The 15,827-nt window shown below is 72.9% G+C and carries 19 protein-coding genes; 15 read left to right on the top strand and 4 right to left on the bottom strand.

Annotated elements, in window-relative coordinates; translation table 11 throughout:
• Nucleotides 1-21: 21 nt before the first annotated feature.
• From ACU4ZT_RS15670 to ACU4ZT_RS15630, 9 genes are all read left to right on the top strand, one after another.
• Nucleotides 22-972, top strand: coding sequence for a metal ABC transporter solute-binding protein, Zn/Mn family (locus ACU4ZT_RS15670; protein ID WP_445337535.1), 951 nt, complete (start codon nt 22-24; stop codon nt 970-972).
• On the top strand, nt 969-1,880 hold the full coding sequence (locus ACU4ZT_RS15665) for a metal ABC transporter ATP-binding protein (RefSeq protein ID WP_445337534.1): 912 nt from the start codon (nt 969-971) through the stop codon (nt 1,878-1,880). The genes ACU4ZT_RS15670 and ACU4ZT_RS15665 overlap by 4 nt, the downstream gene beginning before the upstream one ends.
• Nucleotides 1,877-2,803, top strand: coding sequence for a metal ABC transporter permease (locus ACU4ZT_RS15660; RefSeq protein ID WP_063070950.1), 927 nt, complete (start codon nt 1,877-1,879; stop codon nt 2,801-2,803). The genes ACU4ZT_RS15665 and ACU4ZT_RS15660 overlap by 4 nt, the downstream gene beginning before the upstream one ends.
• Nucleotides 2,800-3,249, top strand: a complete 450-nt coding sequence (locus ACU4ZT_RS15655) for a Fur family transcriptional regulator (protein ID WP_063070951.1) — start codon at nt 2,800-2,802, stop codon at nt 3,247-3,249. Before ACU4ZT_RS15660 ends, ACU4ZT_RS15655 begins: the two co-directional genes overlap by 4 nt.
• A gap of 176 nt (nt 3,250-3,425) precedes the next feature.
• The gene (rpmB, locus tag ACU4ZT_RS15650) at nt 3,426-3,662 is read left to right on the top strand and encodes a 50S ribosomal protein L28 (RefSeq protein WP_063070952.1); all 237 of its coding nucleotides are present in this window, start codon (nt 3,426-3,428) and stop codon (nt 3,660-3,662) included.
• The gene (gene rpmG / locus ACU4ZT_RS15645; RefSeq protein WP_063070953.1) at nt 3,662-3,829 is read left to right on the top strand and encodes a 50S ribosomal protein L33; all 168 of its coding nucleotides are present in this window, start codon (nt 3,662-3,664) and stop codon (nt 3,827-3,829) included. The genes rpmB and rpmG overlap by 1 nt, the downstream gene beginning before the upstream one ends.
• Nucleotides 3,830-3,831: 2 nt before the next feature.
• Nucleotides 3,832-4,137, top strand: a complete 306-nt coding sequence (gene rpsN / locus ACU4ZT_RS15640) for a 30S ribosomal protein S14 (protein WP_015491493.1) — start codon at nt 3,832-3,834, stop codon at nt 4,135-4,137.
• Nucleotides 4,138-4,268: 131 nt separating this feature from the next.
• Complete coding sequence (locus ACU4ZT_RS15635; protein WP_012039622.1) at nt 4,269-4,556, top strand: HU family DNA-binding protein; 288 nt, start codon at nt 4,269-4,271, stop codon at nt 4,554-4,556.
• 132 nt (nt 4,557-4,688) lie between these two features.
• A complete protein-coding gene (locus tag ACU4ZT_RS15630) occupies nt 4,689-6,668 on the top strand; it encodes a bifunctional copper resistance protein CopD/cytochrome c oxidase assembly protein (protein WP_445337533.1) in 1,980 nt (659 codons plus the stop codon).
• A gap of 51 nt (nt 6,669-6,719) precedes the next feature.
• On the opposite strand, the gene ACU4ZT_RS15625 is transcribed toward ACU4ZT_RS15630, so the two are convergent.
• Nucleotides 6,720-7,412: a DUF998 domain-containing protein gene (locus tag ACU4ZT_RS15625; protein ID WP_445337532.1), complete on the bottom strand. Its 693-nt coding sequence runs from the start codon at nt 7,410-7,412 to the stop codon at nt 6,720-6,722.
• Nucleotides 7,413-7,579: 167 nt separating this feature from the next.
• On the opposite strand from ACU4ZT_RS15625, the gene ACU4ZT_RS15620 reads away from it, so the two are divergent.
• Together ACU4ZT_RS15620 and ACU4ZT_RS15615 are read left to right on the top strand one after the other, a co-directional pair.
• Entirely contained in the window at nt 7,580-8,263 is a 684-nt protein-coding gene (locus tag ACU4ZT_RS15620; RefSeq protein ID WP_063070956.1) for a hypothetical protein, read from the top strand.
• A complete protein-coding gene (locus tag ACU4ZT_RS15615) occupies nt 8,256-8,546 on the top strand; it encodes a transcriptional regulator (RefSeq protein WP_063070957.1) in 291 nt (96 codons plus the stop codon). Before ACU4ZT_RS15620 ends, ACU4ZT_RS15615 begins: the two co-directional genes overlap by 8 nt.
• Before the next feature lie 77 nt (nt 8,547-8,623).
• On the opposite strand, the gene ACU4ZT_RS15610 is transcribed toward ACU4ZT_RS15615, so the two are convergent.
• Complete coding sequence (locus ACU4ZT_RS15610) at nt 8,624-9,628, bottom strand: iron-siderophore ABC transporter substrate-binding protein (RefSeq protein ID WP_414748878.1); 1,005 nt, start codon at nt 9,626-9,628, stop codon at nt 8,624-8,626.
• A gap of 93 nt (nt 9,629-9,721) precedes the next feature.
• Here ACU4ZT_RS15610 and ACU4ZT_RS15605 point away from each other — a divergent pair, with 93 nt between their 5' ends.
• The 3 genes from ACU4ZT_RS15605 (at nt 9,722) to ACU4ZT_RS15595 (ending at nt 12,793) form a co-directional block, all read left to right on the top strand.
• Nucleotides 9,722-10,780 carry a FecCD family ABC transporter permease gene (locus tag ACU4ZT_RS15605; RefSeq protein ID WP_063070959.1) on the top strand — a complete coding sequence of 353 codons (1,059 nt, stop codon included), beginning with the start codon at nt 9,722-9,724 and terminating at the stop codon, nt 10,778-10,780.
• The gene (locus ACU4ZT_RS15600) at nt 10,777-11,856 is read left to right on the top strand and encodes a FecCD family ABC transporter permease (RefSeq protein WP_270980967.1); all 1,080 of its coding nucleotides are present in this window, start codon (nt 10,777-10,779) and stop codon (nt 11,854-11,856) included. Before ACU4ZT_RS15605 ends, ACU4ZT_RS15600 begins: the two co-directional genes overlap by 4 nt.
• Nucleotides 11,857-11,920: 64 nt before the next feature.
• Nucleotides 11,921-12,793 carry an ABC transporter ATP-binding protein gene (locus tag ACU4ZT_RS15595; RefSeq protein ID WP_270980969.1) on the top strand — a complete coding sequence of 291 codons (873 nt, stop codon included), beginning with the start codon at nt 11,921-11,923 and terminating at the stop codon, nt 12,791-12,793.
• Nucleotides 12,794-12,823: 30 nt separating this feature from the next.
• Here the strand turns inward: ACU4ZT_RS15595 and ACU4ZT_RS15590 are convergent, their stop codons facing one another.
• Both ACU4ZT_RS15590 and ACU4ZT_RS15585 read right to left on the bottom strand, forming a co-directional pair.
• Entirely contained in the window at nt 12,824-13,246 is a 423-nt protein-coding gene (locus ACU4ZT_RS15590; protein WP_063070961.1) for a VOC family protein, read from the bottom strand.
• A gap of 110 nt (nt 13,247-13,356) precedes the next feature.
• A complete protein-coding gene (locus ACU4ZT_RS15585) occupies nt 13,357-14,385 on the bottom strand; it encodes a hypothetical protein (protein WP_063071039.1) in 1,029 nt (342 codons plus the stop codon).
• A gap of 130 nt (nt 14,386-14,515) precedes the next feature.
• On the opposite strand from ACU4ZT_RS15585, the gene ACU4ZT_RS15580 reads away from it, so the two are divergent.
• Nucleotides 14,516-15,817 (top strand): ATP-dependent DNA helicase, encoded by a 1,302-nt coding sequence (locus ACU4ZT_RS15580; RefSeq protein ID WP_081234874.1) that lies wholly within the window; start codon nt 14,516-14,518, stop codon nt 15,815-15,817.
• The last annotated feature ends 10 nt before the right edge of the window (nt 15,818-15,827 follow it).

Here is a 15,827-nt window from a genome sequence, read left to right as displayed (position 1 = left end):
CAATACCGTAATCTCGGATCCATGAACCGACGCCCCATCACCGCCCTGCTCGCCGCCTCGCTGCTCGCCGTCCCGCTCGCGGGCTGCGCATCCGGATCCGCCTCCCCGTCCGGAGACGCGACGGCGTCCGCGTCCGGCGGCTCGCTCGAGGTCGTGGCCTCGACCGACGTCTACGGCGACATCGCGAAGCAGATCGGCGGCGACGCCGTGAAGGTGACGTCCATCATCGACAGCCCGGACAAGGATCCGCACGAGTACCAGGCCACCTCGCGCGACCAGCTCGCGCTCTCCACCGCCGACGTCGTGATCCAGAACGGCGGCGGCTACGACGACTTCGTCGACACGATGATCAAGGCCCTCCCCGGCGGCAAGAGCCCCGTCCTCCTCAACGCGGCCGACATCTCCGGCTACGACCAGAAGCCGGCGGAGGGCGAGTTCAACGAGCACGTCTGGTACGACGTGCCCACGATGAAGAAGCTGTCCGAGCAGATCGAGCAGGCCTTCTCGAAGGCCGACGCGTCCGGGGCGTCCGCCTTCGAGGCCAACGAGAAGGCGTTCACCGCGAAGCTCGACGGCATCGCCGACGCCGAGGCCGCCGCGAAGCCCGCCGGCACCGGCAAGGGCGTCGCGATCACGGAGCCCGTGCCGCTGTACCTGACGAGCGCCATGGGCCTCGAGAACCGCACGCCGGACGAGTTCAGCGAGGCCGTCGAGGAGGGCACCGACGTCCCCGCCGACGTGCTCAAGGAGACGCTCGCGCTGTTCTCGGAGAAGAAGGTCGCCGCCCTCGTCTACAACGCGCAGACCACGGGCGCCACGACCGACCAGGTCGTCGCCGCGGCGAAGGCCGCCGGCGTGCCCGTCGTGCCGGTCACCGAGACGGTGCCCGCCGACCTGCCCGCGGGCAGCGGGTACGTTGAGTGGATGACCGCCAACGTCGACGCCGTGGCCTCCGCCATCAAGGGATCGTGACCGGCGCTCCCGTCCTGAGCCTCCGGGACGCGACGCTGTCGTTCGGCGCGCGCACCCTCTGGAGCGGGCTCGACCTCGACGTGGCACCTGGCGAGTTCGTCGCGGTGCTGGGCCCGAACGGATCCGGCAAGACCAGCTTCCTGAAGTCCGTCCTGGGCGCCCAGCGCCTCACGACGGGGGAGATGCGCTTCCTCGACGAGCCGGTGCGCCGCGGTGCGCGTCGCATCGGCTACATCCCGCAGCAGAAGCTCATCACGGCGTCCACCCCCGTGCGGGCGCGCGATCTCGTGGGCTTCGGCGTCACGGGCCATCGGTGGGGGCTGCCCCTCAGCCGCCGGGCCGAGCGCGCCCGGGTGGACGAGCTGCTCGAGGCCGTCGGCGCCACGGCGTACGCGGACGCGCCCGTCGCGGCGCTGTCCGGCGGCGAGCAGCAGCGGCTGCGCGTGGCGCAGGCCCTCGCGTCGGATCCGCGGCTCCTCCTCTGCGACGAGCCGCTCCTCAGCCTCGACCTCGCGCACCAGCGCGTCGTCAGCGAGCTCATCGACCGTCACCGGCGCGAGACCGACGCGGCGGTCGTCTTCGTGACGCACGACGTCAACCCCGTGCTCGACATGGTCGACCGCGTCCTCTACCTGGTGGGCGGGCGCTTCCGCATCGGCACGCCCGACGAGGTGCTCGACTCCGAGGTGCTCAGCTCGCTCTACGGCACCCCCGTCGACGTGGTGCGCGTGCGCGGGCGCATCGTGGTGGTCGGCTCGCCCGACGACCCGCACGACCACCACTCGCACGACGACCAGGAGCACGACGAGCACGGCGACCACGGGTCGCACGGCGTGCACGCCTCCTCGGCCGACGCCGCGGGCTCCGGCTCCGCGGACGGCTCCGCCGCCGACGGGAGGGCCGCGTGATCCACCTCCTCGCCGACACGGGCGATCTCTGGTCGCGCCTGTTCGACTTCTCCGACTACGGCGCGCTCGTCGCGCTGCTGCGGAACAGCATCATCGCGGGCGCCGTGCTCGGTGTCGTGGGCGGCCTCATCGGCGTGTTCGTGATGACCCGCGACCTCGCGTTCGCGGTGCACGGCGTGAGCGAGCTCTCGTTCGCCGGCGCCGCGGCCGCCCTGCTGCTCGGCGTGAACGTCGTCGCCGGATCGCTGGTCGGCTCGCTCATCGCGGCCATCGCCATCGGCGTGCTCGGCACGCGGGCGAAGGACCGCAACTCGATCATCGCCGTGATCATGCCGTTCGGGCTCGGCCTCGGGATCCTGTTCCTCGCGCTCTACGACGGCCGGGCCAGCAACAAGTTCGGCCTGCTCACGGGCCAGATCGTCTCGGTCGACAGCCCGCAGCTCGGCTACCTCGTCGCGATCAGCGCCGTCGTGATCCTCGGCCTCGCCGTCGTGTGGCGCCCGCTGATGTTCGCGAGCGTCGACCCGGACGTGGCGGCCGCGCGCGGCATCCCCGTGCGCCTGCTCTCGATCGTGTTCATGGTGCTGCTCGGGCTCGGCACCGCGGTGTCCATCCAGATCGTCGGCGCGCTCCTCGTGCTCTCGCTGCTGGTCACGCCGGCGGCGGCCGCGATGCGCGTCTCGTCCACGCCGCGGGTGGTCGTCTCGCTCAGCGTGCTGTTCGCGCTGACCAGCATCGTGGGCGGGATCCTCCTCGCGCTCGGCAGCAGCATCCCCATCAGCCCGTACGTCACCACCATCTCGTTCGCGATCTACCTGGTCTGCCGCAGCGTCGACGCCCTCCGCGGGCGCACCGGGAGGTCGGGCGGTGCGCGTACCCTGTCTGCGCGGGGAGGATCGCCCGCCGGGAGGGCACGGGCATGAAGCGGAACACGTGGCAGCGGGAGGCCGTGCGCCAGGCGCTGGACGCATCGTCCGACTTCGTGAGCGCGCAGCGGCTCCACGCGCGCCTGCACGACGCGGGATCGCCCATCGGCCTCGCCACCGTGTACCGCGCGCTCGGCGACCTCGCCGCGGAGGGCGACGCCGACTCGCTGCAGTCACCCGACGGCGAGGCGCTCTACCGCACGTGCGCCACGGGCGGCCATCACCACCACCTCATCTGCCGCGTCTGCGGCAAGACCGTGGAGATCGCGGCGGACGCGGTCGAGTCGTGGGCGCACGACGTCGCCGCGCAGAACGGGTTCACGGCGCCGAGCCACGTGGTCGACGTCTTCGGGCTCTGCGCGGAGTGCACGCGCCGCGCGGCGGAGGCCCAGGCCGCGGAGGCGCCCGCAGACGGCACCGCCGAGGCCCCCGCATCCGCATGATCCCGGGCTCCCGGCTTGCGTCCGGGCGTGTCGTCGCGTAGCCTCGACCCTTGGCCGAGCGGCTCATCCGCTCGCACGTGCGCCGATCCCCCTCCTCATCGAGATCCGGGATCCGGCGTGCCGACAAGAAATCTTGGGTAGGGCGGTCTCGCCCTACGGTAACTACGGAGGAAACCATGGCAGCAACCTGCCAGGTGACCGGCGCCGTCCCCGGCTTCGGACACAACATCTCGCACTCGAACCGGCGCACCAAGCGCCGCTTCGACCCGAACGTGCAGAAGAAGACGTACTACGTCCCCTCGCTGCGTCGCAACGTCAAGCTCACGCTCTCCGCGAAGGGCATCAAGGTCATCGATGCGCGCGGCATCGAGTCCGTCGTCAAGGACCTCCTGGGTCGTGGGGTGAAGATCTAATGGCCAAGCAGCAGGACGTCCGTCCGATCATCAAGCTCCGCTCGACGGCAGGCACCGGGTTCACGTACGTGACCCGCAAGAACCGCCGCAACACCCCCGACCGCCTCGTGCTGAAGAAGTACGACCCGGTCGTCCGCAAGCACGTCGACTTCCGCGAGGAGCGCTAACCATGGCCAAGAAGAGCAAGATCGCCCGCAATGAGCAGCGCAAGGTCATCGTCGAGCGGTACGCCGCGAAGCGCCTCGAGCTGAAGAAGGCCCTCGTGGACCCGAACGGCACCGACGAGAGCCGCGAGGCGGCCCGCGCCGGCATCCAGCGCCTCCCGCGCGACGCCTCGCCCGTCCGCGTCCGCCAGCGCGACGGCATCGACGGTCGCCCCCGCGGCAACCTGTCGAAGTTCGGCATCTCCCGCGTCCGCTTCCGGGACATGGCCCACCGCGGCGAGCTTCCGGGCATCACGAAGTCCAGCTGGTAGGTTCCAAGCGGCCGTACGGCCGAACGGACCGCTGATGGCCCTGTCGGGTCGAACGGTCCGCTGACGTAGACAGACACCATCCACCACACGGCCGCTCGAGTAGAACGGCACCAGGTCCGAGGAGGACACCCATGGCTGACAAGTCACTCAACCGCACCGAGCTCGTTGCCGCCGTCGCCGCGGAGTCGGGTCAGAGCCAGGCCGCCGTCAACGGCGTGCTGGACGCGCTCTTCTCCACCGTCGCGACCAACGTCGCCGACGGCGTCAAGGTCACGATCCCGGGCTGGGTCGCGTTCGAGCAGACGGCTCGCGCCGCGCGCACGGGCCGCAACCCGCAGACGGGCGAGCCCCTCGAGATCAAGGCGTCCAAGGGCGTCAAGGTCTCCGCCGGCAGCAAGCTCAAGGCCGCCGTCAAGTAGTCCTCCTCACCACACGCCCAGCGGGGGCGCCGACTCCGGTCGGCGCCCCCGCTGTCGCATTCCCGGCCGGGCGCGGGAGCGCTTGCGGCCGCCAGCCGCCCGTCAGGACGGGCGAGTTAGGCTGATCCCCTCATGCCCAGACTCCTCCGCGTCGCGGGGCCCGCCGCCCTCCTCATCGTCGCGTTCCTCTCCCTGCTGGTCGCGCTCGCCATCGGCGGGGGAGCTGCACCGCAGCTGCTCAAGGACGCCGGGCCGGTCGTCAGATACGGGCTGCCCGCCGCCAAGATGATGGTCAACATCACGGCGGCGACGGCCATCGGCGCGCTGCTGCTGGCGGCGTTCGCCCTCTCGCGGAAGCGCCCGGAGTACGGCCGCGCGCTCGACATCGCCGCCGCCGGCGCCGCCCTCTGGACGGTCGCTTCCGCGATCACCGCCTTCTTCACCTTCCTCAGCGTCTCGGGCACGCCCTTCTCCTTCAGCGCGGAGTTCGGGTCGAGCCTCGGGCTCGTCCTGACGCAGATCTCCGTGGGCCAGGCATGGCTCGCGACCACGTTGATCGCCGCGACCGTCACCGTCCTGTGCTTCGCGGTGCGCAACCACACCGCCATCGCCCTCGTGCTCGTGCTCGCGGTCGGCGGCCTCGTCCCCATGGCGCAGCAGGGCCACGCGGGCGGCACCGAGGGGCACGACGCCGCGGTCAACGCGCTCGGCCTCCACCTCGTCTTCGCCGCCGTGTGGCTCGGCGGCCTGCTCACCTTGGTGCTGCTGCGGTCGAAGCTCGACGGCGACCGGCTCGTGCCGGTGCTGCGCCGCTACTCGGCGGTCGCGCTCGTGTGCTTCGTGGTGGTCGCGGCGTCGGGGTACGTGAGCGCGGAGATCCGCGTGGGGTCGCTCGACCGGCTGCTCACGGCGTACGGGCTGCTCGTGCTCATCAAGGTCGCGGCGCTCCTCGCGCTCGGCCTGTTCGGTGCCGCATATCGGCGGGTGCTCATCGGGCGGCTCGAGGAGCGCGGCGCCTCCGCGCGCAGCCCCTTCTGGTGGCTCGTCACCGCTGAGCTCGCGTTCATGGGCGTCGCATCCGGCGTGGCCGCCGCCCTCGCCCGCACGTCGCCGCCCGTGAGCCAGGTCGTCGCGACGCAGCTGCCGGATCCGACGCCCGCGCAGATCCTCACCGGAGAGCCGCTGCCGCCTGAGCTGACGCCCATGCGCTACCTCACGGAGTGGAACTTCGACCTGCTCTGGATCCTCTTGTGCGCCTTCGGGATCTTCTTCTACCTGGCCGGCGTGCACCGCCTCCGGAAGCGCGGCGACGCCTGGCCCCTGCACCGCTCCATCCTCTGGGTGGCCGGCATGGTGGGCCTCTTCTACATCACCAACGGCGGCGTGAACGTCTACCAGAAGTACCTCTTCAGCTCGCACATGCTGGCGCACATGGTGCTCGCCATGGTCATCCCGCTGCTGCTCGTGCCGGGCGCCCCGGTCACGCTCGCGATGCGGGCCATCCGCAAGCGGCAGGACGGCAGCCGCGGCGGCCGCGAATGGATCCTGATGGCCGTGCACTCCAAGTTCGCGGGCTTCGTGGGCCACCCGATCGTGGCGGCCGTGCTCTTCGCCGGCTCGCTCCTCGTCTTCTACTACTCGCCGCTGTTCAGCTGGGCCACGACCGACCACATCGGGCACCAGTGGATGATCGTGCACTTCCTCATCGTCGGGTACCTGTTCACGCAGAACCTCATCGGCGTCGACCCGATGCCGATCCGCCTCGCGTACCCGATGCGGCTGCTGCTCCTTCTCGCGACCATGGCGTTCCACGCCTTCTTCGGCCTGTCGCTCATGACCGGCACCGGGCTGCTCCTCGCGGACTGGTTCGGCGCGATGGGCCGGCCGTGGGGCGAGACCGCGCTGGCCGACCAGCAGGCGGGCGGCGGCATCGCGTGGAGCATCGGCGAGATCCCCACGGTGATCCTCGCGATCGTCACGGCGATCATGTGGAGCAAGAGCGACAAGCGGGACTCCGTGCGGTACGACCGCAAGGCCGACCGCGACGGCGACGCCGAGCTCGAGGCGTACAACCGGAACCTCGAGGCGCTGCAGGCGGCCGAGCGGCGCTGATCGGGGGCCTCCGCGCTGGGCCGTCCGGGCCGTCCGGGCCGTCCGTCGGCGTCAGCGGGTGCGCGCGCGTCGCGCGGCGACGAGGACGGCGATGCCGGTGATCAGCTCCCACGCGGTGACCGTGTAGACGGATCCGCGCTCCCAGACGCCGTCGATGCCGGAGCCGCCGAGGGTCTGGAGGACGGCGAGCGCGACGAGGCCGACGACGCCGAGCGCGACGCTCGCGATGCGGTACGCGCGGGCGGCCCCGGCCCCGGCCCCGGCGCGGCCCGAGCCGAGGCCCGCCACGATCGAGGCCGCGTTGCCCGCGACGATGGCCATGCCGGCGCCGACCACGTGCATCCAGCCGATGCCGCTGGCCGCGCTCGAGGCGCTGCCGTGGATGAGGCCGACCACCGTGATCCCGACGGCGTGCACGACCGCGAGGGCGAGGAACGCGCGGCGCGGGCCGGCGCGGAGGGCGCGGGTCGCGACCACGGCGGCCAGCAGGTAGAGGACGCCCTGGAGGATGAAGCCGGCGTTCATCACCGCGGAGAGCGGCGAGTCGATGGCGCGGCCCTGGAACTCGGCGACCTCGGGGACGCCGAGGTCGCTGATGTAGTTGGCGGAGTAGCTGTAACCGGGGAAGGCGGACGCGGCGATCGCCTCGGTGCCGACGTAGACGACGGCGGCCGCGATCCAGGCGACGCCGGCGGCCGCGGGGACGGCGGCGGACGCAGGGACGGCGGCGGTGCGGGTGCTCATGGGTCTCCTCCCGTCGCGCGCGGGTGGAGACGCGGACCCCTCGATGATGACGGACGACGCGCGGACCGCCGCATCGGTGGGAACCATTGACACGGCAAAGCACTTTGCGTTACAAAGTACCGAGGGCGGGAGCCCGGCGGGCGAGGGTCGCCAGCGGAGAGGTGGAGATGGACACGACGATGCGCACGGACGAGGTCGACGACGACGGGCCCGCGCCCGACCCGCGGACGATGCACGCGCTCATGGAGGACCAGCGGCGGGTGGCGGTCGACGCGCAGACCTCGTTCGTCTGGATCATGGAGGTGGTCTGGGGCGTCGCGTGGATCCTCGGCTACACGGCCCTGTGGCTCATCGACGGGTCGGACGCGGTGAGCCTGCCGCTGCCGGTGGCCGTCGGGATCTTCGCCGGGCTCATCGGCGTGGGCGTGGTCGTGAGCATCGTGCTCGGGATCCGCGGATCGGTGGGCATGGAGACCACGGGCGAGGCGCGCTGGCAGGGCCGGGTCTACGGGATCAGCTGGTCGGTGGCCATGGTCTCGGTCTACGTGCTCGGCATCGGACTCGCGCTCAACGACGCCCCGAGCCGGCTGCTCTCGATCTTCTACGCGTCGGGGTTCTCGTTCGTCGCCGGCATGATGCTGCTGTCGACCGCGGCGCTCTTCCACTCGCGCACGTCCCTGCTCCTGGGCTCGATCCTCGTGGTGGCCGCGCTCGCCGCGCCCTTCGCGGGCTACCCCGGCAACTACCTGGTGATGGCCGTCGTGGGCGGTGGCGCGTACCTCGTCACGGGGATCGCCGTCGCCGTCCGCGGAGCGCGCGCCCGCCGATCGCTGCGAGCCCGGCTTGGCTGACCTCGATCCGGTGATCCACGCGCAGGCGCGGCTGCGGATCGTGGCGTCGCTCGCGACGCTGGACGCGGGGGAGGCGCTGTCCTTCCCCCGGCTGCAGGAGATCCTCGACATGACGGCCGGCAACTTGTCGACGCACCTCCGGAAGCTCGAGGACCCCGGCTACGTGGAGGTGCGGAAGACGCACGAGGGCCGGCAGCCGGTGACGTACCTCGCGCTCACCACGGTGGGGCGGCGGGCGTTCGAGGACTACCGCCGGGCGCTCACGGCGATGCTCGAGGCGTAGCGAGCGGACCGCCGTCCGCCGGATGCGACGAGGCCCGCCGTGCGATGCGCGGCGGGCCCCGGTGGTGCGGATCCGGATCAGGACGTGGCGGTCTCCAGCAGCGGCACGAGCCGGTCGAGCGCGTAGCCGGTGGACAGCGTGGTGCCGATCGAGTACGCCGACGACACGTCGCCGTCGAGCACGATGGAGTGGCCGGCCGCGACCGCGGGGACCGCCTGCCACAGCGGGTCGTCGGTGATGACGGCCTTGTCGATGAAGATCGGGAACGCCACGATGGCGTCGGCGTCGAGCAGGTCGAGCTGCTCGGAGGAGATGTCGACCGAGAAGCCGCCGGCGTTGGCGGGGATCGCCGCGATCTTCGGGCTCTGCGCGAAGCCGAGCTTCTCGAGGAACGCGACGCGCTCGCTGCCCTCCACGTAGGCGCCCCAGCCCTCGCTGGTCTTGGTGGCGGCCGTGACGGTCTTGCCCTTCCAGTCCGGATGCGCGGCGGCGACGGCGTCGAAGCGCTGGTCGACCGCGTCGAGGAGGGCGTCGCCCTGGTCCTCGCGGCCGAGGGCCTCGGCGACCATGTCGACCTGGTCCTCCATGTCGGTGAGGTAGCTGTCGGCGCCCTCGGGCACGCCGATGGTCGGGGCGATCTGCGACAGCCGGTCGTAGCGGGCCTGGTCGCCGGAGCCCTTGGTGTCGAGGATCAGGTCGGGCTTGAGCGCCGCGATGGCCTCGTAGGAGGGCTCGAGCGTCTCGATGATCTGCGGCTTCTGCGTGTACAGCCCCTGCGCCCACGGGCCGACGCCGTCCGCGTCGGCGCCGAAGCCGAGCCAGTCGGACGCGCCCACGGGCTGCACGCCGAGCGCGAGCGCGGTCTCCGCATCGCCCCAGCCGAGGGCGACGACGCGCTTCGGCTCGCTGGGCACGGTGACCTCGCCGAACTTCGTGTCGACGGTGGCGGGGAAGGTGCCGGTCGCGGATCCGGAGGCGGGCGGGGCGCTCGCGGCCGGGTCGGAGGCGCTCGAGCAGCCGGTCAGGGCGAGCGTCGCGACGGCGAGCGCGACGGTAGCGGAGCCGGTGGTGGGGAACCTCATGGTGCGGGGCCTCTCGGGTGTCGATGACGGGCCGGTGCGGATCCCATCAGGCAAGGGGAGCCTAACCTAAGGGCGAGGTAGGCTGTCCGGGCCATGTCGCTCCGGGTCCTCGCGCGCGCCTCCGCCACCGACGCCCCCGCGGGCCGGGCGCGGAGCGGCCTCTCGCGCTCGGCGGGCCTCCTGCTGGCGGTCGGGGTGCTCGTGCTGGCGTCGCTCGCGAGCATCGCCGTCGGGTCGCGCGACATCCCGCTCGGCGCCGTCGTCGACGCGCTCGCCGGCCGGCCGCGGGACCCCGCCGAGCTCGTCGTGATCACCGACCTCCGCGTGCCGCGCACCCTCGTCGGCCTCGCCGCGGGCCTCGCGCTCGGGGTCGCGGGCGCGCTCATCCAGGCCGTCACGCGCAACCCGCTGGCGGATCCCGGCATCCTCGGCGTGACCGCCGGGTCGGCCTTCGCGGTCGCCATCGCGACGGGCGTGCTCGGCGTGACCGCCGTGAGCGGTTACCTCTGGTTCGCCTTCGGCGGGGCGCTCGTGGCCGCCGTCATCGTGTACGTCGTGGGATCCGCGGGGCGCGGCGGCGGGGACCCGGTGCGCCTCACGCTCGCCGGGGTCGCCCTCGGCGCGGTGCTCGCGGGCATCACCTCGGGGCTCCTGCTCGCGGACCCGCAGGGCTTCAGCGCGATGCGCGCATGGGAGTCGGGCTCGCTCCAGGACCGCGGGTGGGACGCCCTGCTGCCGGTCGCGCCGTTCCTCGCGGTCGGCGTGCTGCTCGCCGCCGTCATCGCCCGGAGCCTCGACGCGGTGGCGCTCGGGGACGACCTCGCGCGGTCGCTCGGCGCGAACGTGGTCGTCGTGCGGACGGTCGCCGTGGTCGCGGTGACGCTGCTCGCGGGCGGCGCGACCGCGATGGCCGGGCCGATCGCGTTCGTCGGGCTGATGATCCCGCACATCGCCCGCTGGATCGTCGGGCCCGACCAGCGCTGGATCCTCGCGTACACGATCGTGCTGGCGCCCGTGCTGCTGCTCGCCGCGGACATCGTGGGGCGCGTCGTGCTGCGGCCCGCGGAGCTGCCGGCCGGGATCGTGACGGCCGTGCTGGGCGCGCCCGTGCTGATCCTGCTCGTGCGCCGGCAGAGGGCGTCGGGGCTGTGAGCGCGCCCGCCCGCGCGGGGCGCCGCCCGGCCGCGATCCGACCCGGCGCCCGCCCCGCGGGCACGATCCGCCTGCCCGTGGTCGGCACGCGGCTCCGCCGGCGCGAGGTGCTCGTGGGCGCGGCGCTCGCCGTCGTCATCGTCGCCGTCGCGCTCGTGGCGCTCGGCACGGGCGACTACCCGCTCACGGTGCCCGAGGTGATCCGCGCCCTCGTGCTGCCCGACGGCTCGTTCGCCGCCACCATCGTCACCGAGTGGCGCCTCCCGCGCGTGCTCGCTGGGATCGCGTTCGGCGCCGCGCTCGGGGTCGCGGGCGCGGTCTTCCAGTCCCTCACGCGGAACCCGCTCGGATCGCCGGACGTCATCGGCTTCTCCACCGGCTCCTACACGGGCGCGCTGCTCGTGAGCACGGTCGCGGGCGCGACGTTCCTGCCCACCGCGGTCGGAGCGCTCGCGGGCGGGCTCGGCACGGCGCTCGTGGTGTACCTGCTCGCGTACCGCGGCGGGGTGCAGGGGTTCCGGCTGATCATCACGGGCATCGCGGTCACGGCCGTGCTGCACGGGGTCAACACGTTCCTGCTGCTGAAGGCGGGCACGGAGGTCGCGATGGCCGCGTCGATCTGGGGCGCCGGATCCCTGGCGCTCGTCGGCTGGGACCGCGCGCTCCCCGCCTTCGCCGCGCTCCTCGTGCTCGCACCCGCGATCCTGCTGCTCTCCGCGCCGCTCCGGCAGCTCGAGCTGGGCGACGACGCGGCGCGCGCCCACGGCGTGCGGGCCGAGCCGACGCGGCTGGTGCTGCTGGTCCTCGGCGTCGCGCTCACGGCGGTCGTGACGGCCGCCGCCGGGCCCATCGCCTTCGTCGCGCTCGCCGCGCCGCAGATCGCCCGCCGCCTCACGCGCAGCGCCGGCCTGCCGCTCGTGCCGGCCGCGCTCACCGGCGGCCTGCTGCTGCTCGCCGCCGACTCCGTCGCCCAGCACGCGCTGCCGGGGACGGTGCCCGTCGGCATCGTCACGGTCGTGGTCGGCGGGGTCTACCTCATCGCGCTCCTGATCCGCGAGGCGGCCCGACGTGCCTGACGTGCCTGACGTGCCCGGCGTGCCCCGCGCCGCCCTCGATCCCGATCCCCTGGGAGGTCCCGTCGTGGACGACACCGCATCCGCCCGCCCGGCCGTCACCGCTCCCGCGCCGCCCGCCGCCGAGCATCCTGCCACCGAGCGTCCGATCCCCGCGCCACGCCTCCGCGCCGAGGGCGTCACGCTCGCCTACGACCGCCGCGTGATCTCCGAGGCCCTCGACGTCGATGTGCCCGACGGCTCGTTCACGGTCATCGTCGGCCCGAACGCGTGCGGCAAGTCGACCCTGCTGCGCGCGCTGTCGCGCCTGCTCGCGCCGACGGCCGGCAGCGTGCTCCTCGACGACCGGCCGCTCGCGTCGTACCGGGCGAAGGAGGCGGCGCGGATCATCGGACTCCTCCCGCAGAGCGCCATCGCGCCCGACGGCATCACGGTCGCCGACCTCGTGGCGCGCGGCCGGTTCCCGCACCAGAACCTCATCCGTCAGTGGACGGCGACCGACGAGGACGCGGTGCAGCGGGCGATGGCGGACACCGGCGTCGCCGACCTCGCGGACCGCCATGTCGACGAGCTCTCCGGCGGCCAGCGCCAGCGGGTGTGGGTCGCGATGGCGCTCGCGCAGCAGACGCCCGTGCTGCTCCTCGACGAGCCGACGACGTTCCTCGACATCGCCCACCAGATCGAGCTGCTCGACCTCCTCGCCGACCTGCACCGCGGCGGCAGCACGATCGTCGCCGTGCTCCACGACCTGAACCACGCCGCGCGGTACGCCGACCACCTCATCGTGATGGGCGATGGCCGCGTCGTCGCGTCCGGCGCCCCGCACGAGATCGTGACCGCGGAGCTCGTCGAGCAGGTCTTCGGGCTGCCCTGCCTCGTGATCGACGACCCCGTGTCGCACACGCCGCTCATCGTGCCGCGCGGGGGCCGCTGGGCCTGAGATCCGGGACCCGAGGCCCGAGGGCGGCGGTCAGCCGGCGGCCGGCGCCGGCGCGATCGACACCATCCAGTCGATCCCGAAGCGGTCGGTGCACATGCCGAACCGGTCGCCCCACGGCGCCACCTCGAGCGGCAGCACGACCGTGCCGTCCGCCGTCAGCGCGTCCCACCAGCCGCCGAGCACCTCGGCGTCGTCGCCCGAGAGCGAGAGCGTGATGGCGGATCCGCTCGGCACGCCCATCGAGGCCGGGGTGTCCGAGGCCATCAGCACGAAGCCCGCGTCGGAGGTCAGCTGGCCGTGCATGATCTTGTCGGCCTCCGCCGGGTCCGGGCTCATGCCCTGCTCGCCGAACGTGCTCAGCGCGAGCTCGCCGCCGAAGACCCCCTGGTAGAAGCGCAGCGCCTCGGCCGCCTGGTCGCGGAAGGACAGGTACGGGTTCATGATCGCGGACATGGGGGCGCTCCTCGGCTGGCGGGCCCCGCGGTCGCGGGGACCTGTGGGTCCCGATCCTGCTCCTCCCGCAGTCGGCGCGCACCGTGCCCGCGCGAGAGGGTCGTGAGCGGCTAGAGGCCCTGGATCCGCACGCCCGCGTCCCCGTCGAGGGTCACGCGCCAGCTCACGCTGAACCGCACGTCCTCGTCGAGGTCCTTGACGCTGCCGTCGTACAGCGAGCGGACGGGCACCCGGATGTGCGCGGTTCCGACCGTGGACGGCACGACCCAGTCGAGGTCGGCGGGGTCGTCGCTCGCGGGGCGCAGCGTGATCTCGGGCATGGCCGTCATCGTCCACACCGGCGGGTCGGTGATGCGGTCGCGGATCGCCTTCCCGAACGGGCAGCCGGACGGGAAGAGCACGGCCTGCGTGGTGCACGCGGTGAGGTACGACTCGACCTCGCCCTGCACGGAGTCCACGAGCTCCTGCGTCGGCTCGGCGTCGACGCGGGCGGGCACGACGCTGCCGGGGTCCGTGACCGCCACGTCGGTCTCCTGCGCCTCGAGGAACGACGACGAGTGGTCGAGGGCAAGGGTGCTCGGCGCGAGCACGAGGTACGTGGATCCGGCGCCCGCGGCCGCGTCGCCGCCCGCCGTCGCGGAGACGGCGAGCCCGTTCGCGGTGAAGGTGGCGGCGTGCCGGAGCTCGAGGTCGACGGCCGCGACCGGGCTCGTCGCGAACTCCCACCGGCCGAAGAGGCCGAGCGCCGCAGGCGCCTCCCGCACGCGGAAGGCGGTGGATCCGGGTCCCGAGGGCAGCGTGTACGCGTACGTGACCACACGCTCGCCCTCCGCGCCGTCGGGCGCCCGCTCGTCGGAGACGAGCTCGACGTCGGCGAGGCCGGGCAGGGCGCGGTCGTCGAGGAGCGCGCGGCTCCCGTCGTCGGGCAGGACGACTCCGGGGGTGGCGAGGGCGTCGCGGCTGTCCTCGCGGGCGAGCGCGTCGAGGTAGGAGCGCACGAACCCGTGGGCGCTGAAGACGGTGTGGTTGAGCGTCGCGACCGTGCCGGCGAACGCCCCGAGGAGCAGGGCCGCGAGCACCGACCAGAGGACGACGGCCCGACGCAGCTCGCCGCGCGCGTCGACGGCGGGGCTCGGCATGCGGATCATCCTACGGGCGGGGGATCCGCGACCGGCCGGGGCGGGCCCGGGGTAGATTCGAGTGCGCATCCGCGCCGCGCCGCCGCCCTCGATGCGCGCCGCATCCACCCCGAACCGCCAGGAGCCCCGCGTGAGCACGGTCCCCCTCTCCCCGGAGCAGGCCGCCGTCTTCCAGGCCATCGAGGGCACGCGCGACCACATCTTCGTCACGGGTCGCGCCGGCACCGGCAAGTCGACCCTCCTCACGCACCTGTCGTGGAACACCGAGAAGCAGATCGTGATCTGCGCGCCCACCGGGGTCGCCGCGCTGAACGTGGGCGGGCAGACCATCCACTCGCTGTTCAAGCTGCCCATCGGCGTCATCGCCGACGAGGAGATCGAGCAGACCGGCGAGCTGCGGAAGCTCCTCAACACCATCGACACGCTCGTCATCGACGAGGTCTCCATGGTCAACGCCGACCTCGTCGACGCCATCGACCGCAGCCTCCGCCAGGCGCGCCACAAGAAGGACGTGCCGTTCGGCGGCGTGCAGGTCGTGCTGTTCGGGGATCCGTACCAGCTGGCGCCCGTGCCCGGCGACGGCGACGAGCGCGCCTACTTCGCCGACCGCTACCGCTCCATGTGGTTCTTCGACGCGAAGGTGTGGGAGGAGGCGCAGCTCCGCATCTACGAGCTCACCGAGATCCACCGGCAGCACGAGGAGGCGTTCAAGGAGATGCTCAACGCCGTGCGCCACGGGCGGGTCACGGCGGAGATCGCGGGCGTGCTGAACGCCGCGGGCGCGCGCCCGGCGCCCACCGACGGCGCCATCACGCTCGCCACGCGCAACGACACGGTCAACCGGATCAACGCCGAGGCGCTCAAGCGCCTGCCCGGCCGCTCGCTCACCGCCACCGCCGACGTCACGGGCGACTTCGGCGGCCGCACCTACCCGGCCGACGAGAAGCTCGACCTCAAGATCGGCGCGCAGGTGATGTTCCTCCGCAACGACGTCGACCAGCGCTGGGTGAACGGATCCGTCGGGGTCGTCACGCGCATCGACACGAACGTGTACGTCGAGCTCGACGGCGTCGTGCACGAGGTCGAGCCGGTCACGTGGGAGAAGCACAAGTACTCGTACTCGCCCACCACCAAGCAGCTGCGGCGCGACGTCGTGGCCGACTTCACGCAGTTCCCGCTGCGGCTCGCGTGGGCGGTCACGATCCACAAGTCGCAGGGCAAGACCTACGACCGCGCCATCGTCGACCTCGGCGCGCGCGTGTTCAGCCCCGGGCAGACCTATGTGGCGCTCAGCCGGATCACCGACATCGGCGGCCTGTACCTCACGCGGCCGCTGCGGCCGGGCGACATCATCGTCGACGAGAACGTGCGGCGGTTCATGAGCGAGGCGACGCGGATCCGCGTGACGCCCGCGGTGGCGCCGGCGCCGTAGCGGCGTCGCC

Source organism: Clavibacter davisi, from assembly GCF_052751415.1.
This window is presented reverse-complemented; position numbering and strand designations above follow the sequence as displayed.